General features: G+C 42.2%; 23 protein-coding genes. 9 read left to right on the top strand and 14 right to left on the bottom strand.

Going from position 1 to position 24446, the window contains the following annotated elements; genetic code table 11:
• Positions 1-5 precede the first annotated feature (5 nt).
• Positions 6-620 (top strand): ATP-binding cassette domain-containing protein, encoded by a 615-nt coding sequence (locus tag F9K23_07840; GenBank protein ID KAB2916507.1) that lies wholly within the window; start codon positions 6-8, stop codon positions 618-620.
• Here the strand turns inward: F9K23_07840 and F9K23_07835 are convergent, their stop codons facing one another.
• From F9K23_07835 to F9K23_07805, 7 genes are all read right to left on the bottom strand, one after another.
• Entirely contained in the window at positions 621-1625 is a 1005-nt protein-coding gene (locus F9K23_07835) for a hypothetical protein (GenBank protein ID KAB2916506.1), read from the bottom strand.
• A gap of 32 nt (positions 1626-1657) precedes the next feature.
• The gene (locus F9K23_07830; protein ID KAB2916505.1) at positions 1658-2887 is read right to left on the bottom strand and encodes an alanine dehydrogenase; all 1230 of its coding nucleotides are present in this window, start codon (positions 2885-2887) and stop codon (positions 1658-1660) included.
• A 44-nt stretch (positions 2888-2931) separates the two neighbouring features.
• Positions 2932-3660, bottom strand: coding sequence for a hypothetical protein (locus F9K23_07825; GenBank protein KAB2916504.1), 729 nt, complete (start codon positions 3658-3660; stop codon positions 2932-2934).
• 14 nt (positions 3661-3674) lie between these two features.
• Positions 3675-4106 (bottom strand): tRNA (adenosine(37)-N6)-threonylcarbamoyltransferase complex ATPase subunit type 1 TsaE, encoded by a 432-nt coding sequence (gene tsaE, locus F9K23_07820; protein ID KAB2916503.1) that lies wholly within the window; start codon positions 4104-4106, stop codon positions 3675-3677.
• A 114-nt stretch (positions 4107-4220) separates the two neighbouring features.
• Positions 4221-4850 carry a hypothetical protein gene (locus tag F9K23_07815; protein KAB2916502.1) on the bottom strand — a complete coding sequence of 210 codons (630 nt, stop codon included), beginning with the start codon at positions 4848-4850 and terminating at the stop codon, positions 4221-4223.
• A 101-nt stretch (positions 4851-4951) separates the two neighbouring features.
• On the bottom strand, positions 4952-5395 hold the full coding sequence (locus tag F9K23_07810; GenBank protein ID KAB2916501.1) for a class I SAM-dependent methyltransferase: 444 nt from the start codon (positions 5393-5395) through the stop codon (positions 4952-4954).
• Between the two features lie 17 nt (positions 5396-5412).
• Positions 5413-6195 carry an alpha/beta hydrolase gene (locus F9K23_07805; protein ID KAB2916500.1) on the bottom strand — a complete coding sequence of 261 codons (783 nt, stop codon included), beginning with the start codon at positions 6193-6195 and terminating at the stop codon, positions 5413-5415.
• Positions 6196-6331: 136 nt separating this feature from the next.
• Between F9K23_07805 and F9K23_07800 the strand changes: the two genes are divergently transcribed.
• Positions 6332-6973: a DUF4291 domain-containing protein gene (locus F9K23_07800; protein ID KAB2916499.1), complete on the top strand. Its 642-nt coding sequence runs from the start codon at positions 6332-6334 to the stop codon at positions 6971-6973.
• Between the two features lie 129 nt (positions 6974-7102).
• On the opposite strand, the gene F9K23_07795 is transcribed toward F9K23_07800, so the two are convergent.
• Positions 7103-7360: a hypothetical protein gene (locus F9K23_07795; protein ID KAB2916498.1), complete on the bottom strand. Its 258-nt coding sequence runs from the start codon at positions 7358-7360 to the stop codon at positions 7103-7105.
• A gap of 162 nt (positions 7361-7522) precedes the next feature.
• Between F9K23_07795 and F9K23_07790 the strand changes: the two genes are divergently transcribed.
• The 3 genes from F9K23_07790 to F9K23_07780 all read left to right on the top strand — a co-directional run bounded on the left by F9K23_07790 (position 7523) and on the right by F9K23_07780 (position 9530).
• A complete protein-coding gene (locus tag F9K23_07790; GenBank protein ID KAB2916497.1) occupies positions 7523-8503 on the top strand; it encodes a hypothetical protein in 981 nt (326 codons plus the stop codon).
• A gap of 20 nt (positions 8504-8523) precedes the next feature.
• Positions 8524-9033 carry a hypothetical protein gene (locus F9K23_07785; GenBank protein KAB2916496.1) on the top strand — a complete coding sequence of 170 codons (510 nt, stop codon included), beginning with the start codon at positions 8524-8526 and terminating at the stop codon, positions 9031-9033.
• Between the two features lie 89 nt (positions 9034-9122).
• Positions 9123-9530: a hypothetical protein gene (locus F9K23_07780; GenBank protein KAB2916495.1), complete on the top strand. Its 408-nt coding sequence runs from the start codon at positions 9123-9125 to the stop codon at positions 9528-9530.
• A 459-nt stretch (positions 9531-9989) separates the two neighbouring features.
• On the opposite strand, the gene uvrB is transcribed toward F9K23_07780, so the two are convergent.
• Entirely contained in the window at positions 9990-12026 is a 2037-nt protein-coding gene (gene uvrB / locus F9K23_07775) for an excinuclease ABC subunit UvrB (GenBank protein ID KAB2916494.1), read from the bottom strand.
• A gap of 234 nt (positions 12027-12260) precedes the next feature.
• Between uvrB and F9K23_07770 the strand changes: the two genes are divergently transcribed.
• Complete coding sequence (locus tag F9K23_07770) at positions 12261-12629, top strand: DUF559 domain-containing protein (protein KAB2916493.1); 369 nt, start codon at positions 12261-12263, stop codon at positions 12627-12629.
• A 360-nt stretch (positions 12630-12989) separates the two neighbouring features.
• Entirely contained in the window at positions 12990-13994 is a 1005-nt protein-coding gene (locus F9K23_07765; protein ID KAB2916492.1) for a hypothetical protein, read from the top strand.
• Here the strand turns inward: F9K23_07765 and F9K23_07760 are convergent.
• The 3 genes from F9K23_07760 to F9K23_07750 form a co-directional block, all read right to left on the bottom strand.
• Positions 13991-14401, bottom strand: a complete 411-nt coding sequence (locus F9K23_07760) for a response regulator (GenBank protein KAB2916491.1) — start codon at positions 14399-14401, stop codon at positions 13991-13993. The two genes, F9K23_07765 and F9K23_07760, sit on opposite strands and share 4 nt — an antisense overlap.
• 1 nt (position 14402) lies before the next feature.
• The gene (locus F9K23_07755) at positions 14403-15158 is read right to left on the bottom strand and encodes a hypothetical protein (protein ID KAB2916490.1); all 756 of its coding nucleotides are present in this window, start codon (positions 15156-15158) and stop codon (positions 14403-14405) included.
• Between the two features lie 75 nt (positions 15159-15233).
• Complete coding sequence (locus F9K23_07750) at positions 15234-20288, bottom strand: tetratricopeptide repeat protein (protein ID KAB2916489.1); 5055 nt, start codon at positions 20286-20288, stop codon at positions 15234-15236.
• Positions 20289-20608: 320 nt separating this feature from the next.
• Here F9K23_07750 and F9K23_07745 point away from each other — a divergent pair, with 320 nt between their 5' ends.
• Both F9K23_07745 and F9K23_07740 read left to right on the top strand, forming a co-directional pair.
• Complete coding sequence (locus F9K23_07745) at positions 20609-21385, top strand: 5'-methylthioadenosine/adenosylhomocysteine nucleosidase (GenBank protein KAB2916488.1); 777 nt, start codon at positions 20609-20611, stop codon at positions 21383-21385.
• Positions 21386-21439: 54 nt separating this feature from the next.
• Complete coding sequence (locus tag F9K23_07740) at positions 21440-22243, top strand: prolipoprotein diacylglyceryl transferase (GenBank protein KAB2916487.1); 804 nt, start codon at positions 21440-21442, stop codon at positions 22241-22243.
• Between the two features lie 118 nt (positions 22244-22361).
• On the opposite strand, the gene F9K23_07735 is transcribed toward F9K23_07740, so the two are convergent.
• Both F9K23_07735 and F9K23_07730 read right to left on the bottom strand, forming a co-directional pair.
• Positions 22362-22787, bottom strand: coding sequence for a hypothetical protein (locus F9K23_07735; GenBank protein ID KAB2916486.1), 426 nt, complete (start codon positions 22785-22787; stop codon positions 22362-22364).
• 268 nt (positions 22788-23055) lie between these two features.
• Positions 23056-24294, bottom strand: coding sequence for a homoserine dehydrogenase (locus tag F9K23_07730; GenBank protein KAB2916485.1), 1239 nt, complete (start codon positions 24292-24294; stop codon positions 23056-23058).
• Positions 24295-24446: the final 152 nt, after the last annotated feature.

The raw sequence follows: 24446 nt of genomic DNA, 5'->3' as shown, positions 1-24446 counted from the left end.
CCATCTTGTTTGAAATAGTACTTGAAAACTGCGGCAAGAAATTTAACCGTAACTGGATTTTCAAGGATTTTAATCACTCGTTCACTTCGGGTAATGCCTATGCCGTATTAGGGCCCAATGGGTCGGGCAAATCAACGCTGTTGCAGTGCATAGCGGGGTATATGGCCATCTCTAAAGGCAAAATAAACTTTAGCAAAGACGGTCGCCTTATTGAAGAGGATGAAAAATACCGACACCTTGTTATTGCCTCCCCCTTTTTAGAGCTAATAGAAGAGTTTACCCTTCAAGAAACCGTAGATTTTCATTTCAAGATGAAAAAGCAGGCGTTTATTAAACATCCTGAGGAGATTATTGAAATTACCGGGTTGGTTAGCTCTGCAAACAAACAGTTGAAGTTTTTTTCATCGGGCATGAAACAGCGGGTAAAGATTGCTCTTGCTGTGTTTAGCGATGTGCCTGTGCTGATGTTGGACGAGCCCTGCACAAACTTTGATACTAAAGGGATTGACTGGTATTTAAACCTTGTTGAGCAATACACCTCGCAGCGATTAGTGTTGGTAGCCAGCAACCAGCCGCATGAATACAGCTTTTGTAAAGAGATGATACACGTAGTGCAATAACTATTGAGGAAGCACTATATCATCAAAATCATCCAGCTTGTTCAAGTCCATCACAACCATTCCTTCATCATCCACATAAAAAGGTTTCACAAACTTTGCTCCCCAAACTACCTCATCCCATTTGTAGGAGTAGCGGGAATATACGGTTTGGCTAAAGGTATCGTCAAAGGCTTGTATCAATACTAAAAACTCCACATCGTGGTCTTCGTACCAATCCTTATCTTTCTCAAAAAGCGGGCTTTTTTCGTCAATAGGGTGCACAATCGTCCAGTTCATAGGTAGAAACTTAATTGAGTCCACCTCAAGCTCTAAACGGTCAAAATTACGGCTGTATCCTGTGCCCGTTTTATCGGTAGAAACCATCATTACCGTAGCACTCAATTCAATTATTTCGCTCCGTCGTTTATTGGCAATCCTAAACATCAGGCCACGCCCTTCTTCATAGGGACTTACCAAGGTTTTTTTGCTAAACTGTATTTTGGCCGTAGGCCGAGAAAAACGACCGTAAACCAAGCCCGTAATGATTGCAAAACTCATTAAACCTACCAATGCCTCACCGGCGGCAACAAAACTGGTTAAAACGCCTTTAGGCGATATTCCGCCATAGCCTACGGTAGTAAATGTTTGCGCACTGAAAAAGAATGCACTTAAGAACGAGCGTCCCGTACTTTCAGTATTGGCACCGTTAAGATGCTCAACACCTACTAAAAAATAGATGGTTGCAAACAATATATTCATGCTGAAATAGAACAGCATGGAAAAGAGCATGAACCGCCCCCAAGTGATTTGCAGCAGGTAGTGGTATATATCTATCAGAAACGAGTTTGACCCTATGCGTTTTACATTGAAAGACCCATCAGGGTTGATTGTTTTTTGGGTGGCACGTTTACTGAAAGATTGGCCTATACCGGGGTCGTTTGCACTTCCCTGCCTTGTTTTTTGACTGGTGCGATTAGCATGTGGCGAGCCTTCAAGGGGGTCGTCGTCTTTACTTCTTCGTGCCATTAAAGAGTACTTTTCGTTAAAAGGGTAGGGAGTTAAAAATTAGCGCCCAGCAGCAAATCAATATCCTTGCTGGGGAGTTTAAAACGCTCGCCAAGACTGGCCTTTACCAACACACCTTTGTAAATATACAAGCCTTGTCGCATGGCTTGGTTTTCCCATTGCAGGTAGTTTTTCAGCCCGTGCGATTCGCTAATACCCAACAAAATAGGGGTAAGGATGTTGCTAAGCGCATAACTTGCTGTGCGCGATACCCGCGAGGTAATATTGGGTACGCAGTAATGGATAACGTCGTACTTGCGGAAAATAGGATTGGTATGGTTGGTAACCTCACTGGTTTCAAAACAGCCGCCGTGGTCAATGGTAATATCTACAATCACACTGTTGGGCTTCATTTGGCTCACCATTGCTTCAGTAACAATAGTAGGGCTTGAGCCATCGTCGTGGCGTAAGGACCCGATTGCTAAATCGGCACTGCGCAAGGCTTTTGCCAATATATTCGGAACAATGATGGAGGTATATACCCGTTGGTTAAGGTTGTTTTGCAACCTGCGCAAGCGTGCGGTAGAGTTATCAAATACTTTTACAATAGCACCCAAACCTATGGCAGCACGCGCAGCATACTCGCCTACAGTACCGGCACCTATAATCACCACTTCTGATGGTGGAATACCTGCCACACCGCCAAGTAATTCGCCTTTACCGCCGCCTGAATTGCTCATGTACTCAGCACCTACCAAAATAGAAGTGCTGCCTGCAATTTCGCTCATGGTTTGTATTACCGATAGCGTTCCTTGCGGGTCGCGCAGGTATTCAAAGCCAATGGCCGTAACTTTTTTCTGTATCAGTTGTTTCAGGTAAGTTTCAGAAACGTTGGTAAGCTGCAATGCCGATATAAGAAGCTGGTCTTTCTTCATCATATCAATTTCTTCTTTGGTGGGGGGGTCAACCTTTACCACCATATCGGCTTTGTAAACCTCTTGTTTGCTGTATACTACCTTAGCACCGGCATCGCTGTAGTCTTTGTCAAAAAAATTGGCGTTTTTTCCGCAGTTAGATTCAATAACAATGTCGTGCCCGTTGTTTACCAACAGTTGCACGGCAGCAGGAGTAAGTGGCACACGGTTTTCCTGATAGGTAATTTCTTTCGGGATACCTATGTATAACTTTTCGTCGCCTTTTTTCAACTCAAGCAGTTGTTCTTGCGGCTGCATGCTGGCTTGTTTAGCCAGCTCATGAAAGGGAGATTTAATAATATCAGCCATGGGCTTGCTTTGTGCAGGCTATAAAGATACTACAATTTTTTTGCTTAATATTTACCGTATTCGTAACGGCGGTTGCGATAAGGGAATTTCTTAGAGAAACGGCGGTTTAGCATTCCTATCACTTCATTAGCGGGAGTTTGCCAATCGGTATCGGTTTCTATCGCATATTTCCACAAAAGAGAGCCGTCTTCGCTGTTTTTTAATTGGCAATCGGCTTTGATATTGTAAGTACGAGCCACATTACCGGGCATCATTGGCAAGGCTTGGTCAATTGTAGGATTGTTCAGCCTGATTTTATCCAATACATCTTGCGCAATAGAGATACCAAACGACTCTAAATCCGATAAAAACCTTTCTTTCTCAATTTTAGAATATACCACTGCATCAACACCCAGCTTTTTGCACAAAACCTCAGGCATGGTGGTGCTAAGAGCCAAATAGTTTAGTCCGCTGTCTTGCAATATTTTGGTGGTTTTCTCAATCGGCTGTATTTCAATTTTCACATCCTTTTTGCCACCGCCCGACTCACGCAGAATATTGTCGTACAAGCTTTTTTGAAATGCCATTGCTTCAGCATACCGTATTTTCTCAATATCAGCAGCGGTCATGTTATCAGGCATTTTTCCGGTGTACACCATTTCAAACGGCAATACTGCAATCACGCGGTGTTTAACTGTTTTTATATCAAAATTAGGAGAGGTAAACTTTGTGCCCACACAGCTTGAAATAACAAGTAGGATAAGCAGTGAAAAGAAAGTAGTTTTTATACGCATACGCTATTGTTTAGTTACAAATTTAAGGTGCGGGCCTCATTAATTTCAAGCTCACGTTCACCTGTGGCTGAAACAATAATTTTTACCAGCACAAAGGTTGGGGGCAGCAAACCGTCAACCATCTCAGGCCACTCAATCAGGCAAATACTGTCGCTATACAGGTATTCTTCAAAACCAATGCCATAAGCCTCGTCGGGGCTATTCAGTCGGTAAAAATCAAAATGGTAAATGGTTTCTTCCGTCCCTGCATACTCATTTACCAAACTGAATGTAGGGCTTGAAACAGTGCCGGTTACACCCAAAGCACGGCAAAATTGTTTTATCAGTGTTGTTTTTCCTGCACCCAAATGACCTATAAACGCAAACACTTTGTGTTTTTTGCTTAGAGAAACTATGTGTTCAACCACAGGTTTCAAATCGGTTTCTGTTGGGGCAGTAAACTTCATTTGGGTCAAAGGTAAGATTTGGCGGGCGTTTTGGAAAATTTTGCGCGTGTTAGGCGGCTTAAAATGGAAGCGGAAGAACAGATAGTGAAGAAATCGTTTAATAAAATAACGGCTTTAATTTACTAACCGAAGAGTTAAGGTATCACTTAGATTTTTTTGCAGCGTTTTGTTTGAGCTGTGTTTGCTTATGTTGCTGACGAATTCGGCCGCTTCTGTACAGTTTTCGTTTTCCGCAACACAATAGTAAACATAAGCCCGGGTAAGCCCAATAATGGCAACAGAGTCTTCGGGATCTATTTTCAAGGCCTCCGTATACTGGTATATGCTGTTCTTGTATTCTTTCTTTGCAAAATGCTCCTCAGCGTAAACTAAATACATTTTATGGTTTTCTTTTCGCTTCTGCGTTTCAATAGCTTGTTCTTGCTCTTCTTCTGCAAGTTTTTGTGCCGCTTCCCGCTCTTTTATTGAGCTCATATAATTGTTAATGAACCACGCCAGGCTCGATAAAACTGCCAATACAATCACTACATATAACAAAGCCGTGTATTTCTGTTTTTTCTTTTGAAGCAACAGTTTATGCTGTATTTCGCGTTGTTGTTCATCGCTTAATGGAGTTAAATCAAGTTCGACCTCTTTTCCCGAATGTTTGTTTACAGATCCTTTAAGGGCATTATAATTTTTAAAGGTTTCAGGTTTATTTCGTTTTTCTTGAAGTTTACGGAGTCCGAAGAAAGAGCCAATCACTGTAGATATAATTTATTAGGGGTTAAACACGTTTAATTCTTGCTTCTCAAAATAATACAATGTATTCCAATTAAACCAGCTTGTTTAGTTTCAACGCTGATTTATAACGATCGATGCTCATCCAACAAAACCTCTTTTAGCGGACTTCCACCGTCAATAAACAAGCGTCCTTGGGGAGAAAGGGCTTTAGCGATTTTTTGCAAGGACTGTTTTTCAATTTCGGGGTGTCTGCCATCCAGTGCGCCCACTCTTATAGCTACAGCAATATCAAACGGCGGTTCACTGCTGTCAAGTTCAAACGACTCGATGGCCACTTGTTTGAAAAGCAGCTTTCCTGTTTTTATTTCTTCAGTTGAGCTTGAAACGGCCTGTTCAATCGCCTTTGATGAGCGGTCGATGGCAAGCACATAACCGTTTTTTATTCGTTTGGATAATTCACGGGCCATTGCTCCGGGGCCGCAACCAATTTCCAGTACTCTAATCCCCTCTTTCAAAGGCAACGCATCCACAATTTCAACAAGCCGTTTAGATAGTTTGTTACTCATAGCCGTTGTTCTAAAACCTATTTTGCTATTGCGCAAAACTCAACAAACTGTTTAATGGTTGCTATACTTTTCAAAGGTTCTTCCAGTTGACCCATGTGTCCGCTTTTTTCAAACAAGGTAAATTGGCAACGCTCAACCAAAGAGGCTTGGTAGCTGGATACCTCGGCAGGAATTAAAGCATCTTCTGCACCGGCAATCACCAACACGGGGATTTTGGCATTTTGCAGCACATCCAGCCGTTCGCGGCGCAGACGCATAGCTAATAAAGCGTTTATTATTCCTTGCGGGCTACACTCTTTAGCAATGGCAAGGCTTTGCACCAGCAACTCATCGTGTGGTTGGCTTTTAGCAAACAACCCCGGAATTAATACCTCTACAAAAGGTACTACTCCGTTGTTTGTTACAAAATCGGCTTGTTTCAGACGGTTTTGTTTCTTCTCGTCGGTATCGGCGTATGCCGTTGAGTGAAATAAACCAAATCCGCTTAATAACTCAGGATGACGTTCGGCCATTGCAAGTGTTACATAACCACCCAATGAGTGGCCGATAACAATGCTTTTTTCAAGCCCTTCAGCACGTAATGTATGGGCAAGGCGGTCAGCCATGTCCTCAATGGTTTCAGGGTTTGCGTTTTCTGCCAAGGGTGTTTGTCCAAAGCCCGGTAAATCCACACAAACCACTTCGCAAAAACTGGCTAATTGCGGGGCAATGGTTTCCCAAATACGGGTATCTTCACAAAAACCGTGAACCAATACCAACGGTTGTCCGCTCCCCCTGCGGGTACTGAAAACTTTTTCCATGCACAAGTTTACGGGTTTTTACGGTTTCAGCTTTTGTAAAATAGTAACTATTGATTCTTATTTAGTAGGCCATGTAAGCTACAGGGCTATTGTTTTTATGATGATTTTTTTGTATATTAAAGAGTAGAATATGACGATGAATTTAATTACAGAAAACTATCCTGCCTATCAAAACAACATTCCGCAAAACGGGCAGCACATCTTGGCCCAACAAACCAACAACATGGTGGTGGTTTATCAGGCATTTAATCCTCTTATTGCAAACTATGCTATACAAAATCAACAGTTTGGCGGAGGGGCTTATAGCTTTAACCGTATGAGCTGGATTAAACCCAATTTTTTATGGATGATGTATCGTTGCGGCTGGGCTCAAAAAGAACACCAGCAATACGTACTGGCTATTTGGATTAAGCAAACCGACTTTGACTACATTCTGTCAAAGGCAGCATATTCCTCATACAAACAAGGGATATATACGAGTCATGAAGAATGGAAACAGCACCTTGCTACAACTGAAGTGCGCTTGCAATGGGATCCGGACCATGACCCTTACGGAAATTCGCTGGAACGCCGAGCGATACAGTTGGGCATGAAGGGAGCAATATTAAAGGCTTTTTGTACCGAGATGGTTGAGAAGATTGAAGACATTACTCCTTTTGTGAAAGAACAATACGGGTTTGTTGCTAACAGCGATACGGAAAAATTAACCGTGGCTTACGAAAGAGTGTACGTGCCCAATGATGAAAAGCTGACAAGTTTTTTAGGGTTGGACAGATAGTACCCCTTCTTACTGTTTATATTGCAAACAGCTTTAACTTTCCCTTCCCCTACAGGGGAAGGTGACTTTATGAACGTCGGGCTAATGATTAATCGGGATGGGGTCTGCGACAGGTACACAGACCTGCCGCTATGGATAAAGTGCCAGCACTCTATCAATAGCATCGGGATTTATTCCTGATGGTTTGGCGCAATACACCTCCCTCAGTCCCTCCTTAGCAAGGAGGGAAGCCACGCGCAGTCCTTTGAACCACGAACGATTTTTAATAACTGCTGCTGTTGTTGGGCTGGTGTGCATGTGCGGCTGTTCCCCTCCTTTCCAAGGCATCAATACTGAGCCTGCCGAAGTATGCGCGTGGGAAAAGGAGGGGTTAGGGGTGGTCGGCAATATTCAGCGACAGGTACATAGACCTGCTGCTATGGATAGTGGACTCAATTTTCTATCAATAGCATCGGAATTTATTCCCGATAGTTTTGGGGTTCTTTTGTATATCCGAGCTGTGGAGCGGGTGTTTATTTTGTTTTAGGGTTTGTTTACTAAATTGCCACGATGAAGGCAAACGCCACAATAAGTTATGTAAACATCGGGTTAATGGTATTGAGCGCCGCGCTGGCATTACTGTTTCCGTTTGAATTGTTTTTGTTCTCCATCATTGTTTTGGGTCCGTTGCATTATTTAACGGAGATTTCTTGGTTAGAAAAACGCAATTTCTTTTCCATCTCAAAATGGAATGTAGCGGTGTTGGCAGTGCTGGCAATATTATTAATGCTGCCCTCAATAGATAAAAAATCGGGCATGGTACCGTATCAGATACCCGCTATAATGGGGGCTTTCGCCTACGCCATCGGGCTGATACGCCATAAATCGCTTTGGGTGAATCTTGCCTACTTTTTCGGGGTGTTTTTTGCGGCGGTATATTTCGACTTGGCAGCTAATTACTCGTTTGTAATATTGTTTGGAGTGTTTTTGCCTACCATAATACATGTACTGGTGTTTACCGGTCTGTTTTTATTGAGCGGCGCTTTGAAAAACAAAACGTGGCCTGAGTATGCTTCGGTATTGGTTTTTATCGGCTGTATCCTGCTTATCATGTTACCCCAATACAGTTTCGCTCATTATGCAGTAAGCGATAAGGCAAAGGAGTTGTACATATTACCATTAGCCACACTTAATGCAGCCCTGGTAAAGGCTTTCGGGTGGGGCACATTTACTCAGCTTAGCGATGTGTTTGTAGGGCAAGGTCCGCTAAAGGTAATGAGCTTGATAGCGTTTGCATACACCTACCATTATTTCAATTGGTTTTCTAAAACTTCGGTTATTAAATGGCACGAGGTATCAAAAGTGCGTTTATCATTTATTACAGGGATATGGGTATTTGTGGTTGCCCTTTGCATGATGGATTATAAAACAGGGTTTTTAATTCTGTCATTCATGAGCCTGCTGCACGTGGCGTTAGAATTTCCGCTAAACATTCGCTCTATGGGTGATATAGGCCGTGCTTTTTGGCCTAAAGCAGTGAAGGGTGGGTGAGAGTTCTTCTACTACAAAGCATGAAACAATTTATTTTTTTATTGTTATTATATTCTTTTTTGTCTTGTTCAAGTTCGTTGAAAGAGCGGAGCAAAATGGATGAAGTAAATGTGGTGGTTTATTTTTATAAAATAGATGTGTATCATGATAGTTATGAAAAGAATATTAATATTCAGATTAATGGTCTTTCCAGATTAAATGGCACTTTGTTCTTTCTAAAAAATCAAGATTCTATAATGACTTATGATGCGTCTTCAATAAATAAGGCAGAGATACTTGACAGTAATTTAAGCAAAAGTTTCGATCAGTTAACTTTGGAAGGACTTGAAAGAATTAACGCAGCTGGAGGTGATTACGGAATTCATAAGTGCGGGGTGACAAGAAATGAGTTAATTTTTAGATTTATAAATAAAAAAAATGGAGTTTTAATTAAGGAGTTTTCTATTCCTGAGCCTTTGGGGTGTGATACTAAGGATTCTTGCTTGAAAGCAATTATGAATATTACCGATTATCTGAGGAGTAAGCTGTAGGGTTAGGGTGATCATTTTACCTAATTTGAGACTCTTTTTCTAAGGGATCTGTTACACACATTGGCTAAACTTTACCAGCTACTTATAATATGCAGAAGAACTTTGTTATAGACAATGGTGTTGCCCTTGAGGGTAATCATTTTTACTTAGATGTGCATAATTGTTATAGTTTGATTGATTTTGAAATGAATACTAAAAATGGGCAGTCAACCATTAGCATCAGTTTCAAAAAAGCAGAAGAGTGTTTTTTAGACGGACGTCCATTTAATTTTAGAATGTCTTTTTTAAATATTTCTTATTTTGACTGCAGGGGTCTTTTTTCTAAGAGTATTCAGGATATTGAATTAATTGGTTATAAGGAGATTGAAGACAATGATTTAAGCTGGTTACTTGAAGAAAAACACTTCGATATAAATTGTTGTATAGTGTTTTTATTTAATGACGATGCCTATCTAAAAGTGCAATGCGAAAAAATAGAATTACTTGAGATTGGTTAATCTTTAGTTAGTCATCAATACTGGGCTTGCCGGAGTATGTGTGTAGGATAGGGATGGGTCGGAAAATGAGATTCCCAATCAAGTTGGGAATGACGGGGTGCAGACAGTCCTCAACACTCTATTCATAGCATGGGGATTTATTCCCGATGTTAAGAAGCAAACACACCTCCCTCTGTCCTCCTTAGCTAGGAGGGAAGCCACGCGCATGGCCGTTGAACAACGAACGAGTTTTAATAACTGTTGCTCTTGATAGGTTGGTGAGCCTGTGCGGCTGTTCCCCTCCTTAGCGAGGCATCAATACTGAGCCTGTCGAAGTATGTGCGAGGGGTAAGGAGGGGTTAGGGGTGGTCAAATAGTCAGCGGCAGATACGCAGACCTGCCGCTATGGATAGAATACCCAACCTACTATCCATAGCATCGGGATTATTCCCGATGATTTTTTATCGTCAGGTTCAATTATTAATCCTTGCCGTAGCGTTCTTCCATTAGTTTTTTCAAACCCATCATCTCATCGCGTAGGCGAGCCGCTTCCATAAAGTCAAGCTCTTTGGCGGCTTTATGCATGGCTCCTTCGGTTTCTTTAATGGCTTTCTCAAGCTGCGGCTTGGTCATGTATTGTACTACAGGGTCGGCGGCTATGTTCACTTCTTCCTCCTCTACATAAGCCTTTTGCATAGTACCCGTTTTGGCATCGGCCACGCTGGTTTGTTTAAATATCTCCTCGCGGCTTTTGCGCACCGTTTTGGGTACAATACCGTGTTCTTGGTTATACGCAATCTGCTTCTCGCGCCTGCGGTCGGTTTCTTCAATAGTTCTGGTAAGACTGTCTGTCATCACATCGGCGTACATAATTACCTTACCGCGCTCGTTACGGGCAGCACGCCCAATAGTTTGCGTTAAGCTGCGCTGACTGCGCAAAAATCCTTCTTTATCCGCATCCAAAATTGCCACTAAAGAAACTTCGGGCAAGTCCAGTCCTTCGCGCAGCAAGTTCACACCCACCAACACGTCAAACTCACCCAAACGCAAGCCGCGCAATATCTCCACTCGGTCAAGGGTTTTCACCTCGCTGTGTATATAACGGCATTTAATGCCCAATCGGGTCATGTATTTGGTAAGCTCCTCCGCCATCCGTTTGGTAAGGGTAGTAACCAAAATACGGTCGCCCATTTTAATACGCTCATTCACCTCGTCAAGCAAATCGTCCACTTGGTTGCCACATGGGCGTACTTCAATCACAGGGTCAAGCAAGCCTGTAGGGCGTATAATTTGCTCTACTACAATCCCTTCGCTTTCCTGTATCTCAAAATCAGCCGGTGTTGCGCTCACATACACCGTTTGGGGCACCATTGTATAAAACTCTTCAAACTTTAGCGGGCGGTTATCCAATGCCGCAGGCAAACGGAAACCATAATCCACCAAGTTTACTTTACGCGAACGGTCGCCGCCGTACATTGCACGAACTTGTGGCATGGTTACGTGGCTTTCGTCTATCACCAATAAAAAATCATCGGGAAAGTAATCAATCAAACAAAACGGGCGGTCGCCGGGTTTACGGCCGTCCATATAGCGGCTGTAGTTCTCAATACCGCTGCAATAGCCCAGTTCACGCATCATTTCAAGGTCAAAAGTAACCCTGTCCTCCAAGCGTTTAGCTTCCAATACACGGCCAATGCTTTTAAAATACTCTACTTGTGCTACCATATCGTCTTGAATTACGCGCATGGCTGCATTCAGACGCTCTTTTGGAGTAACAAACAGGTTGGCGGGATAAATGGCAATATTGGGCAGTTTTTCAAGCGTTTGCCCGGTAGTGGGGTCAAAAACCGAAATATCTTCCACCTCGTTGCCAAAGAAACTTACCCTAAAGGCCACATCGGTATAGGCACCATAAATATCAACGTTATCGCCTTTAACGCGAAAAGTTCCGCGCTTAAACTCAGCCGTGGTGCGTGAGTAAAGTGCGTCTACCAATGAGTATAATAGTGTGTTGCGCGATATTTTCTGGCCTTTTTCAACCCGCACCACACTTTGCATAATATCGTAGGGATTACCGGCACCGTAGATGCATGATACTGATGCAACCACTATCACATCTTTACGACCTGAAAGAAGAGAGGCGGTGGTTTTTATCCGCATTTTTTCTATCTCTTCGTTAATGTTAAGGTCTTTTTCAATGTAGGTATTGGTGGTGGGGATAAATGCTTCTGGCTGATAGTAATCGTAGTACGAAACAAAGTACTCAACGGCGTTTTCAGGGAAAAACTGTCTGAATTCACCATATAACTGTGCTACCAGTGTTTTGTTGTGACTGATGATAAGCGTGGGCTTTTGTACTTGCTGTATTACATTGGCCACGGTAAAGGTTTTACCGCTGCCTGTAACCCCCAAAAGAGTTTGGGCGCGGTCGCCGCGATTAATGCCTTCTACTAATTGTTTTATGGCCGTGGGTTGGTCGCCCGTAGGTATATATTCTGAAGTAAGTTGGAATTGCACAGGGAGATAAAGTTTAAAGAAGTGCAAATTTACTAAATTGGTGCTGTATTTACCTTTGTGTGATGTTAATGGATAAATAGTTGTCTTTCGGCAGGCTCAGAACGGAAGAACATCCCTCAAAGCCCAATAGCTCAAAGGCACAAGCCTTGTAAAAAAAGGGCGGCGTTACAAGGGCTGTGTGCGGAGGCTTCCCTCCGATAAGTAGGGATTGAGGGCGGTTTAAAATATTTAACTATGAATAGAAACAGGGTACATAACCGCGAGTGTTTACTAGAAAGGAGAAGAGAGTTAAGAAAACGATCAACACCGGCAGAGATAAGGTTTTGGAATATTTTGAAGGCTCACAGTTTTGATGGCAAGAAATTTAGGCGCCAGCATAGTATTGAAAATTATATTGTTGACTTTTATTGCTCGAAAGAAAAGGTTGTGATAGAATTGGATGGGGAGATACATAATAATTACATTAATAGGCAAATGGATTATGAACGGGATTTGAGACTGAGAGAGCTTGGATATACTGTTTTAAGATTTGAAAATGAGAGAGTGTTTAGTGATTTAGCAAACGTATTGAAAGAAATTGAAGGAAGTTTCAGGCAGTTGTAGCCTTTTTGACCTCCCCCTTAATCCCCTCCTAAGAACAGGAGGGGAAACAGCCCGCAAGGCTCAATAGTTCACACGAGCGAGGCTTTTAGACTCGGGCGGCGTTACAAGGGTTGTGCGCAAGGCTTCCCTCCTTAGACAAGGAGGGACAGAGGGAGGTTGGAGAGATTCGTCAAATAGTGCAAAAGTGAGACAGTCCTCAAAACCCAATAGCTCAAAGGCACAAGCCTTGTAAAAAACGGGCGGCGTTACAAGGGTTGTATGCGGGGCTTCCCAACTTAAGTAAGGAGGGATTGAGGGAGGTTTGAAGTGGTTTTACAAACGCTGAAAAGAGTAAGATAATAAACGAATAAAGGAATTGATATGAAAACAGGATACATAGTAGTTGGTGCAATACTGCTGGCAGGTTGTGCTACTTCTAAACTCTCTAATAAGAGTAAAGAAGAGAAGGTGAAAATGGCCATTGACCAACGGAGTGAGGTGATTAACTATGCCCAACTTGAAAAGCAGCAAATTCCTACGGTATCAAACCGTATAGCTAATGACCGCGACCGTGGTATTATCACGGCGGGGTTGGTTACCCAAGCAGTTTCGTTGGGGGCAAATGCGGTAAAGCAGCTTATTGCCAATGAGAACAAAAAATATACAGCCGAATATCAAAGCGGCTTAACAGGTTTGTTTTTTTATGATCAGCTGTCTATTAAAAGCGCGTTTGACCCCATCGGGATGCAGTTTGGCGGTTTTACGTTTGTACGTACTTTTACAAATAAAGAAGGAAAAACCGATACGGCTATTGTTGCTCGTTTTTCAATAGTAACCGATAGCATGGGCGTGTACGATATCTTTAATAATTCGTTTTTTAAGCTTAGGCTTGACAGTATTGAGGTTAGATACGCCAAAGCCAAAGTATCAAGCAGCCGCTGGTATATGCCTTGGACTTTGTATCAAAAGAAAGAGGACGAGAAACTGCACCTTGATTTTGAAATCACGTTTACTACCAACTACGTAAACAAGCAAGGCAACCTGTTTAACAACATGGAGCTGGGCAAGTTTTACCTGAGTTTGCGAAATGCGCCCATTAATAAATCGAACGCAGGCTATGCCGAGTATTATAACAACTTACGCGGCGAAGAGCTTGACGGCTTTAGCTTTGTGGTACCGCGCAGCTTTGGTTATTATTTCCACGAAGGTGACTTTAGGGAATGCTACAGCAGAGGCTTGTATAACATTGTGATTAAAGTGAAGGAAAGCAGTAAGGATAAGTTTGTTGACAAACTGATAATGACCAATAGCAACCAAATTGTTGACCAGATTGGAACTACAATAAAAAGGGAAGCAGAAAAGGCGATACAGCCCGATGAAAACTAAACGGCTTGCAAGCCATTGTATTGGCTTAAGATGTCGTTAATTTTTTCCTCGTTCAAAGGCTTCACAATGTAGCCGGCTATGATGCTTATTTCGCGGGCTTTTTCAAAATCTGCTTGATCGATAGATGAAGTGGTAAGAAATACCAAAACCTTCTTTTTAAGAGCCTCTTGTACCCTGCTGAATTCTTTAATAAACTGCCAGCCGTCAAAAACAGGCATATTAATGTCTAGTAAAATTACATCCGGCAAATCATCAGGGTCGTGAACAATTTGTTGCAGGTGGTTCATGGCCTCGTGGCCGTTTGTAAACGAAGTAGCTTTATCAGCCGCTTTTTTTAGTTCAAGGTATTTCTGGGCCGTAAACTGAAAAATTTCGTCATCGTCAATAATCCAAATATTTTTTATCATCTCAGTTAGCTTGCGAAAATGAAATAACTATTTTGCTTACACCTTCGCCCTCATTTTCCTCTATATGCGAAGATGCACCTGTAGCACCTAAGAACAGTTGTGCAAAATAATAAAACCAACTATTTGTTGGTGTAGCAGTTGAGCCGTTTTGTGTTTCTTTATCGTCGGTTTTGGCCTCGCCGTTCAAATTCATAAATGCCGGATAGGTAATAACACATTGTAAACCTTCCCAGCCCTTTTTAGTTTGCACGGCAATACTTCCTTCCTCATTGGCAATCATACACAACAGGCAAAATGCATTATAAAAATAACGAGGGTGCGCCCAGGTTTCGTTTCCGGCATCAAACTCAGTGATAACTGAAGTACTTGAAGGCAATTGAAGTTTTATATCGGCAAAAACCTTATCAAATTGCACCAAGGTTTGCTCACTGATACGTTTTAAAGATATTTTTCTGTCGTGTGAGAGTTGCTCAAAGCCGTCTTGCAGCCTATCGAGTGAATTAGAGATTTTGTTTACATACAAACGTTTATCACCATCGTTTTCCGATTTATCATACAGTTGCAACAACATGTTGATGTTGGTAACAGGCGAGCGTAAATCGTGCGAGTATTTCGAGGCGATTTTTTTTAATTCCTCGTTTTGATACATCAGCAGCTCAAACGCCTCTATAACAAATCCTGTTAGCTGTGGGTTTTGTTGTATCAGTTGATGCAGTGTGTAATTTATAGTTGTATGTACTTTTTCAGTCACTACCATTGTGCACAAACAGCAGCATAATATTATTACGCAAAGTACAACAAATTATAAAACAAAATACATATTTCTTAAAGGCTACCATTTGCCTATAACCTCAAAGGCTCCCCAGTAATACGGGTGCGAGAAATTAGCACTTTGCGCCAATGCTATTTGCGATGTTTTAAGTGATTCAGAAATACCCATGCCGTTTTTAAGATTTTCATAAAAACCAATCATCAATACACTGGTGGCTTCATCGTGTACTTTCCACTGGGGTGCCACTACAGAGCCAACTCCCTTCATCACAAATTCATTTGCAGGGGTATTAATCCAGCCCTTGGTGTTTTCATTAGCTGCCATATCACACGCCGAAAGCACCATTAAGCGGATGCCTCTTAGTGTTTTAAACTCACGTATTTCATTCATGGTAAACTTACCATCGTCGCCCATAAGGATATTAGGAGCCAATACTAAATAACTGTTTTCGAATTTTATAGGGTCTAAGCGGCCATGGGTTGCAAAGTGCACAATGGTGTAGCTGTTCATCAGCGTTTTGGCTTTGTCTTCAGAGGCACTGTCGCGTACAAATGTTTTTGAAGGGAATAACGCTGAGATTTCATTCACCTCTTTTTCAGCATTACTAAGCGTATTGTCGGCATTTCCAAAACATAGGATACCTTTTACTATTACTTCGCCGTTGGGCTGTGCCTGATAAATAAACTTGGTGTTGTTAATGTAGGTGATATCGTATTTTGTTATCAGGTATTGCATTTTTCCGTCTTCAAGCTTACCCAGTGCTTGTAGAGGTAGCGAGTATAAAATGCCTGTAGGAACAAGTGCAATACGTTGCTGGCCTTCAATAAGGTCGGTAATCGGGGTGATAAAAATTTGGTATAATTTATCACTGTTAGTCGATACAAGCTTGATGTCAGTTTTTGAGGTGCTTATTTGCGAGTAAAACTCTTTCACAGCTTTTTCAAGCTCTTCTTGTTTTACGGCTACCCTACGGGCATTCAACGTGTTGTTAGTGGCTACAAAGATTATCAGTTGATTTTCAGTAACCAGGTATTCTATTACCACATCGCCATCGGGAAGGCTGTTACGTGCGTCGTCAAGGTCGCGGGGATTTATGGTGCTTGCAAAATTTGCATGGTCATCACCAGTGGTTTTCATTGCCGAGTCGATAAACGTGTTGTAATTGGTTTGGCTCACGTCCAACAATCCCTCAAGGCTTTTAATTTTTTCGGTGCTTTGTTTTTCTTTGGGTTTGCTGCGTTCTTTTATCAGTTCGGCTAAATATCCATCAACTTTCAACTCCAACTCTTTGGCAGTAGTTTCGGTTTCAGTATCCAGCAAATCATTGGTGCGGGTGGGGCCGTTATCACCCCTTGTTTGCTCCATTAAGCCCGCAATGTTTGATTTTTCCTGATAGTAAAAGGCCAAGCTCACCTCGTTTTGAGATACCAGCAAATCCACCAAATTCAGGTATATTTTGTATTTATCTTTTGCCTTGCTAAAGCTCACCATTTTGTTGCTGCGGCCTGCAATGTTGCGCTTAATGCCTTCAACCACCTCAACTGATTTTTTAAGGTCGGCAACAGCGTTTGTGGTGTCTCCTTTTTTAATGTAGAGGGTAGATGAAAGGTACAACGGCTCCCACAGGTAGTAGTTGTTGCCTGTTTGGGTAGCAATCTCGATGGCTTTGTTTACAAATATCCTTGCCGAATCGTTTTTACCCGTTTCAACATACAGTTTACCGATTAGGGTATTGGCTTCTGAAATCCGGTCTTTCTCACCAATTTCCAAATAGTCTTTATACGAATTAAACAGGTGTGATTTTGCTTCGGGGTATTTCTTCATGTTTAAGAATAGATGCCCCAGTAACAGGTTTCCACTGGTTATTTGTCGGCGGTTTTTTTGTTTAATAGCTACTGCAAGCCCTTCCTTAGTCCAGCGTTCTGCTTCAGCCCAAAAGCCGTCTTCCAAATAAGTTTCACCTAAGTTCAATAAGGCAGAAACCAAGAAATCCCCTTCGTATTTTATGCGGTTCAAATCTTCGAGTACCGAGCCAAAAATGCGGATAGCACTTGAGTATTCGCCTTGGGCAAAATAGATGGTGCCTATGTTGTTTTTGGCTACCACTTGGTTTATCACATCATCAATGCTGCGGTAAATACTATCTGCCGTGCGGTAATGCTCAATAGCGGTGTTGTATTGGGTAAGGGCATTGTAAGTGTTACCCAAAATAAGGTAGGCACTGGCTTGTATGTAATCGTTGCGAAGAGTTTTGTTAATCTCCAGCGATTGATAGGCAAGGCTTTTCGCACTGTCGGCCTCGCCCACAAGGTTGTAATAGTGGGCAAGCTCTACAAATCCGTCAGAAGCTAAATAAAAGTTTTTACGCTCTAGGGCATCGTTTATCACCGACCAGTATATCTGGCGGGTTTTTGCAAATTCGCCTTTCTCAATAAAATAGCGGCCTATGCGCAATTTAACCCCGCCGATACCCGAGTAACTTTCGGCTTTGGTGTAGGCATCCAAGGCCAAATCATAATAGGCTTTGGCGTTATCCAGCTTACCTTGTTGTGTGTTTATATATCCTAGGTTTTCCCATACCCACGCAAGGTTTATATAGCTGTTGCTTATTTTGGCATAGTTAAGACCATTGTTCAGCAGCTTTTCGGCCTCAGCTCCGTTTCCTTCGCTGTCGTAGGCAATCAAACCCAACAACACCTGGGTGTTCATCATGCCCCCGTTGTCTTCAATTTTGGTGTAGGTAACGCTGGCTTTGCCCATGTAGTTTTTGGCCTGCACATACGATTTCATGTTGTAGTAGGCCATCCCTATGTTGTAGTTACCATTGGCTACTCCCAAATCGTTTTGTATGCTTGCGTGTATCTGTTGCGCACGTTTGTAGTAATAAATGGCCAAATCATAGTTTTTCATTTTGAGGTACAAATCGCCGAAAAGCACCTTCAAAGCGGCCAGTTTATCGGTAGTATCGTTGTTGGCAATGTAGTTTTCCTCAGCCTTGAAGTAATAGCTCACAGAACTGTCTAAGTTTCCGTTTTCCTTCCACAAATCACCGATTTTTTCATACGAGTAAGCAATGCCCACAATGTCGTTTGCTTCGGTATTAAGGCTTACTGCTTCGCGGTGAGCCATAATAGCGGTATCGTAAGTGCCCAGGTTCCAATATGCCTGCCCGATGTTTGATTTTGAGAAACCGGCACCCGATTTATCGTCTAACCCTAATTTAATTTCATAAGCTTTTTGGTAATGAACAATGGCCTCGCGGTATTTGCCCATTTTAAAATAAGTGTCGGCAATATCATCGTTAAGGGTGGCAAACTTCTTTTGGTTTCCGGCTTCTAAGAACAGCTGCATCGATTGGCTGTATTTATCTACTGCCTGCTGATACAAGCCTTTTTGCTTGCTCACATAGGCCATGTTGCGATAAATAGTTGCCCTGTCGGTTTTTGAGCCGCCTATACGGTCTAATATTTTTTCGGCTTCATCATAAGCCTTCAAAGCACCATCGTAATCGCCTCTTTGCGACACGTTATAGCCTTTATCCCAAAGAATGTAGGCCAACAGTTCATTCTCTTCATAAGTGCCGTTTTTGCCTATCTTTTTGCTTAATTTTTGTTGAGCGATATCAAAGTATTGCTCGGCTTGTTTATAGCGCGCCCAATCACCATAAATATCAGCCATTTTATAAATAGAGCGGATGTGTTCTATGGTGTCTTTAAGCAGCAGGTATAGTTTTGAAGCTGAATCGTAGCTGGCAATAGCCTGCTCATACATATTCTGCTCGCCAAGCACGGTGCCTTTTTTATAGAGGCCGTGCACCATTATTTTTTTGTTATTAAAAAAACTGCCGGCTTCAAAAACCAAATCAAGGGTTTTTAGTGCTGAATTAAAATCCTGCTTATCGGCATAGGTAGTGGCTTTTTCGGCCCATTTTTCATAAAAATCGTCGGTAAGGTCGCTTTTGTTAAATTCAAAAATCTGCACTCTTCTCAAAGGGTCGTTTTCAACCAACAAGCTATCAAGTATTACATAAGGAGTTGATGGCGAATTGTTGAGCAACCATGTGGCATACGTTTCGTTGGCTTTGTAATCCTTGCCCATGTATTTACGCGGGAAGTAGGCCACAAACTCCAAGTAATCTTCAATGTCAGAAGTGTCGGGGTCTAAAAACAAATCGTGGATGGATTTACCTTGATTTTGGCCTTTTACGGCAGGGTTCACAAAAATATCGCCCTCGCGGGTAAATTCTTCGGTATCAAACACTTGGTCGGCCATCAATAACAGCAACAGTTCTTTAAACTCCTTACTGTCGTAGTGAATGATATAACGGGGGTTTAACATCCGTTCGCGGTTGTTATCTATGAACGAAACATCTTTTGAAAGCAGCTCGTAAATGATGGTTTCTTCTTTAAACTTACTAAAGATGCGGGTTTCAATAATATCGCCTTCTTGCACCCAATTATAGGTGTCGGTTGAGTCGTAAATGTCTACCTCAACCTCAGCACTCCACGGGCTAATATCCACCACTTCGCCTTTGCCCAACTGAAATAACCGCTCGGGGACGCTATCAGGCAATGGGGCACTAATAGGGAATGCTACTGCACCCATTATCAAACCGTCATTTAACCCCGCGTTTATCCGTAGCCTGAATTTTGTTCCTTTTCGCCATAAGACTTCATCTACCCTAAAGAGAAACGTTTTACGGTAATCTTTGTCTGAGTATTCAAAATATACCTTATCGTTGGCCTCCATCATGGTGTAACACAAGTCGATAAAATCAAAAAACGACTTGGCAAACTTTGCCGAGCCACTTTTATCCATCCACTTGATGCCCTTGTTATATACTTCGATGGACTGTTTATAGTTGCCGTCCTTAAACTCACAAAACGCTTTAGTAATGTAAGAAACCAACACTTTGCTGCTTCGCGGGGCTTGAAAACCGAGCTCTACTTCAAGGTGCAAGTCGGCATATTTGCACGCCGTGTCATAAATTTCATCGGTGAAAGCTTGTTCTGAAAGTTGGTAATATTTATCTGCCAGCGGGTATTTAAGGCTGTCTTGCGCATTGGCTATAACAAAACAGACTGAAAAAAACAGGATAAAAAGGAGCTTTTTCATGGCGGTGTAGGTTATCAAATGTAATAATCCTTTTGCTGAAATGAACAAAGGGCACCCTATTAATTAAATAACTCTTTAATAAGTAAATGGGATTCTATTCTTGGTGGTTAGCGGTGGTAGTGAAAAGAGTTTTAACTCACCCCATCCTACTATTTATTTTGCAAACAGCTTTAACTTTCCCTTCCCCTACAGGGGAAGGCGACTTTGGGAACGTCGGGCTAAGGATATTTCGGGTAGGGGTCTTTCAGCGACAGGTACGCAGACCTGCCGCTATTGATAAAGTGCCAGCACTCTATCAATAGCATCGGGATTTATTCCCGATGAAACAAGACACCTGTTATCTTCGCAGTATGATAGGTATTATGGGCGCTATGCCCGAAGAGATTGATTCGCTTGTGGAGCAAATGCAGCGTGTGCAACAACATAATGCGGGAATGCGCACTTACTATAGCGGCACGTTGTTTGGCCGTGAGGCGGTGGTTGTTTTTTCGCGGTGGGGTAAAGTAGCTGCGGCCACAACCGCCCTGCACCTTATTCACCAATACCAAGTTAAACAATTACTGTTTACAGGGGTGGCAGGAGCCGTTAGCCCTTTATTGTCTATCGGTGATGTAGTGGTAGGGCATCGGTTGTACCAACACGATATGGATGCCCGTCCGTTAATGCAGCGATTTGAAATACCTTTATTGGGGAAAACCTATTTTGAAACCAACCAAACTCAACGTGAACAAGCGTTTGAACGGGTGAAAAACTTGTTGAGCATTGAGCAACTTGAAGCATCATTAAACATAGAAACGCTTAACAAATACGGAATTACTGCTCCAACGGTGCGTGTGGGCGATATTGCCAGCGGCGACAAGTTTTTTAGCTTGTCGCAACACAAAACCGAGTTGTTAGAACATTTGCCCGATGTATTGTGTGTTGAAATGGAGGGAGCAGCAGTGGCACAAGTATGCCATGAGTATGGATTGCCATTCAATATTATCCGTATCATATCGGATGTTGCCGATGATAATTCGCACATCGATTTTCCGGCATTTATTGCACAAGTGGCGGGGCCTTATTCTGCGGCTATTGTGAGGCAGTTGTTTTCATAACTGCTTCCGCATCTTTCGCCCAAAAACAATATCTTCGTTTTTAAAGCACTCACTATGTACCCAGAGTTACTACGATTTAAGTCCCCCGGTTTTTTAGAAGGCCTTTTCGGCCCTTACATAGTTATCTACAGCTATGGTTTTATGATTTTAGTAGGGGTGATATTGGGCTTCCTGTATTGCTTGTGGCGTGGGAAGAAACTGGGACTGAATCTTGACAAAACCAGTGAGCTTTTTATTTGGGCTTTTATTGCTGTATTTGTGGGCGGCAAGGTGTTTTTTTACTTTGAAGACATAGGAACATACCTGAAAGAGCCTTCAAAAATGTTTAAAAACCTTGGTGGCGGCTTTGTGTTTTACGGCTCGTTTATTTTTGCCGTCCCTACGTTTATCTGGTTTTTCAGACGAAATAAATTACCGGTTTTAGAAACGTTTGATATTGTAGCCGTGGCCGGAACATTGGTACACGGTTTTGGAAAGCTGGGCTGTTTTATGGCCGGATGCTGTCACGGTACCGTGTGCAGCCCTGAACACGGCGTGGTGTTTACTCACCCAAAAAGCGCTGCCGAGCCGCTTGGTCAACCGCTATACCCGGTACAACTGTACGATGCAGGCATGGTGTTAGGCATAACCCTATTACTTATTTGGTTGCACAACCGCAAGCAATTCCATGGTCAATTAATATTGTTGTATGCCCTTATCTACGGAGTAGGACGCAGCATCACCGAAGAGTTTAGGGGCGATGAGGCACGCGGATTTTTGTTTGACGGCTTGCTTACCCACTCGCAGTTTATAGCCATTATCATTTTGGCTGTTGGAGGATATATTTACTGGAAGCTTTGGAAGAAAAGCAAAGCCTGATTTTCTCGACGGATTAAAATCCACCTCTATAAAATTACACGGCGAAGCAGGACTTAAGTCCTGCTTCGCCGTGTAATTTTAACAGGAACGGGTTTCAACCCGTTGAAATAAAATCTGTTTATCCTTGAAAATTTACCTTCGCGTGTGTACCGTCGCAAAATGGTTTGTTGCTGCTTTGTCCGCAGCGGCACAAAGCAGTGGTTTTATTCTCCAATGTTTGTTCGCCGTTTTTGTCTTTTAGTTTAAGGGTGCCGTATATCAACAATGGCCCGTTAGACAGCACTTCAATTACCGATTCAAGATGTGCTTCTTCTTTGTTTTCTTCATCATTCATAAAATAACTCAAAGCACCGCTCGGGCATTTCTTTACTTGGTCAATAATCTGTTGGGTGGCTGCCCCTTCAGGCTTCACCCACGGACGCTCACGCGGGTTGAACACCTGCGGCAGTCCGGTAAAACAAAGGGTTGAGTGTATACACTTATCGGGTTGCCATACTACGGTAACTTCACCGTTAGTATATTTTTTTGTGATTTTGCGATCCATACAGTAACAGTTTCAAACCTTAAATATACAAAATATCTGTACTACCATCACGCTTGCAAACCCATTGCGGTAATGGTGAGAATAATAAAATGTGCCGGATGTATTTAATTATAGAAGAATCCTTGTTCTGTCATTACGAGAAAGCCATCTCCGGCTTACGAAGTAATCTTTCGCTTATGTTACGGATTGCTTCTGGAGACTTCGTAATGACGACAACAGCGTTCTTCACACTCTAAAACACCCAGGCACATTCACCCTTTTATATAACCTACGCCTCGGCCAACGCTGCAAGCTCTTCAACGGGGTCGGTAACTTTTAACGGCGATGCAGTAAAAATTACACTCACCTCGTTACTTTTAATCCAGTTTGAGGTTACCAATGTTTGGTAATTAATTTCACCGATAATAAAATTATTATTTCCGCTGCTGTAGAACTCTTTTACCGTTTCAAAATCTGTGGGTTTTAGTCCGCTACCGTCAGAAAAACGCACAAATACCTCTGCCAAAAAATCATTTGAAATACGGGCAGCAGGATTTTGCAGTAGTTTTTTATACTCGTATTTGTAATTATATGTAAGGGCTGAAATATCAGACAGAACCGCCGAAGCAGTGGGGTAAGCGCCTGCACCTTTCCCGCTGAAAAACTGAGTTTCGGCAAAAATGCTCTCAATCACAATTCCGTTGTACTCGTTATTTATGGTGTATAATTTATCGGAAGGAGTAATAAATTTAGGAAACACCGTAGCTACAATTTTATCGCCTGCTTTACGGCACTGCGCTACCAGCTTAATACGATAACCTTTTTCACGGGCATACTGTATATCAAACGGCGAAAGGCGGGTAATTCCGTAATTAAAAATATCGATGGGGTTTACGGTGGCACCAAACGCATGGGTAAGAATAATATCCAATTTGTATTTAGGGTCAAAACCTTCCACATCCAAACGCGGGTCGCTTTCAGCAAAACCGGCTTCTTGCGCTTGTTTTAGTGCAGTATCAAAATCTAAATTCTCATCAAATATTTTGGTAAGAATGTAATTGGTAGAGCCGTTAAAAATACCTTCAACCGCGGTTAGTAAATCGTTGTCGTAATATTCTTCTAAATTACGGATAATGGGAATGCTGGCGCAACAAGCCCCTTCGTACAACAACGGCACATTATATTCTTGCTGTAATTGCAATAATTCTTCAAAATGTTCTGCAATCATTTTTTTGTTGGCAGTTACCACCGCTTTCCCATTCTTCAAAGCTGTTGAAACAATTTCAAAGGCTGCCTCTGAGTCGTCTATCAACTCAACTATCACATCAATGTTATCGTTAAATAACAAATCGTTTTTATCGTATGTAAAAAACTCTTCGGGCAGGCTGCGCTTTTTGTCCCTGTTTTTCACACATATTTTTTCAATATGGGCTTTTATACCTCCGGTTTTGTGCAGTACTTCATACAATCCGCCGCCAACGCAGCCAAAACCAAATACACCTAATTTTATTGTGCTTTTGTTTGTCATGGGTTTACTAATTTTAATCGTTTGAAACTAATTTTTTGGATTATCGTCATTGCGAGAAAGACGTCTTCGGCTTTAGAAGCAATCTTTCTGTATCGTTTCTTTGGGATTGCTTCGGAAGACCTCGCAATGACGTAGCTCGGGGGCTCACGACT

The sequence above is a fragment of the Bacteroidota bacterium genome, assembly GCA_008933805.1.
Taxonomy (GTDB): domain Bacteria; phylum Bacteroidota; class Bacteroidia; order UBA8524; family UBA8524; genus SB11.
This window is presented reverse-complemented; position numbering and strand designations above follow the sequence as displayed.

Coding starts and splice junctions, on each gene's coding strand:
- F9K23_07835 (KAB2916506.1), bottom strand. CDS start 1,625: ATGGCACGAAGAAGTAAAGACGACGACCCCCTTGAAGGCTCGCCACAT.
- F9K23_07830 (KAB2916505.1), bottom strand. CDS start 2,887: ATGGCTGATATTATTAAATCTCCCTTTCATGAGCTGGCTAAACAAGCC.
- F9K23_07825 (KAB2916504.1), bottom strand. CDS start 3,660: ATGCGTATAAAAACTACTTTCTTTTCACTGCTTATCCTACTTGTTATT.
- tsaE (KAB2916503.1), bottom strand. CDS start 4,106: ATGAAGTTTACTGCCCCAACAGAAACCGATTTGAAACCTGTGGTTGAA.
- F9K23_07810 (KAB2916501.1), bottom strand. CDS start 5,395: ATGAGTAACAAACTATCTAAACGGCTTGTTGAAATTGTGGATGCGTTG.
- F9K23_07805 (KAB2916500.1), bottom strand. CDS start 6,195: ATGGAAAAAGTTTTCAGTACCCGCAGGGGGAGCGGACAACCGTTGGTA.
- F9K23_07800 (KAB2916499.1), top strand. CDS start 6,332: ATGAATTTAATTACAGAAAACTATCCTGCCTATCAAAACAACATTCCG.
- F9K23_07790 (KAB2916497.1), top strand. CDS start 7,523: ATGAAGGCAAACGCCACAATAAGTTATGTAAACATCGGGTTAATGGTA.
- F9K23_07785 (KAB2916496.1), top strand. CDS start 8,524: ATGAAACAATTTATTTTTTTATTGTTATTATATTCTTTTTTGTCTTGT.
- F9K23_07780 (KAB2916495.1), top strand. CDS start 9,123: ATGCAGAAGAACTTTGTTATAGACAATGGTGTTGCCCTTGAGGGTAAT.
- F9K23_07770 (KAB2916493.1), top strand. CDS start 12,261: ATGAATAGAAACAGGGTACATAACCGCGAGTGTTTACTAGAAAGGAGA.
- F9K23_07765 (KAB2916492.1), top strand. CDS start 12,990: ATGAAAACAGGATACATAGTAGTTGGTGCAATACTGCTGGCAGGTTGT.
- F9K23_07760 (KAB2916491.1), bottom strand. CDS start 14,401: ATGATAAAAAATATTTGGATTATTGACGATGACGAAATTTTTCAGTTT.
- F9K23_07755 (KAB2916490.1), bottom strand. CDS start 15,158: ATGGTAGTGACTGAAAAAGTACATACAACTATAAATTACACACTGCAT.
- F9K23_07750 (KAB2916489.1), bottom strand. CDS start 20,288: ATGAAAAAGCTCCTTTTTATCCTGTTTTTTTCAGTCTGTTTTGTTATA.
- F9K23_07745 (KAB2916488.1), top strand. CDS start 20,609: ATGAAACAAGACACCTGTTATCTTCGCAGTATGATAGGTATTATGGGC.
- F9K23_07740 (KAB2916487.1), top strand. CDS start 21,440: ATGTACCCAGAGTTACTACGATTTAAGTCCCCCGGTTTTTTAGAAGGC.
- F9K23_07735 (KAB2916486.1), bottom strand. CDS start 22,787: ATGGATCGCAAAATCACAAAAAAATATACTAACGGTGAAGTTACCGTA.
- F9K23_07730 (KAB2916485.1), bottom strand. CDS start 24,294: ATGACAAACAAAAGCACAATAAAATTAGGTGTATTTGGTTTTGGCTGC.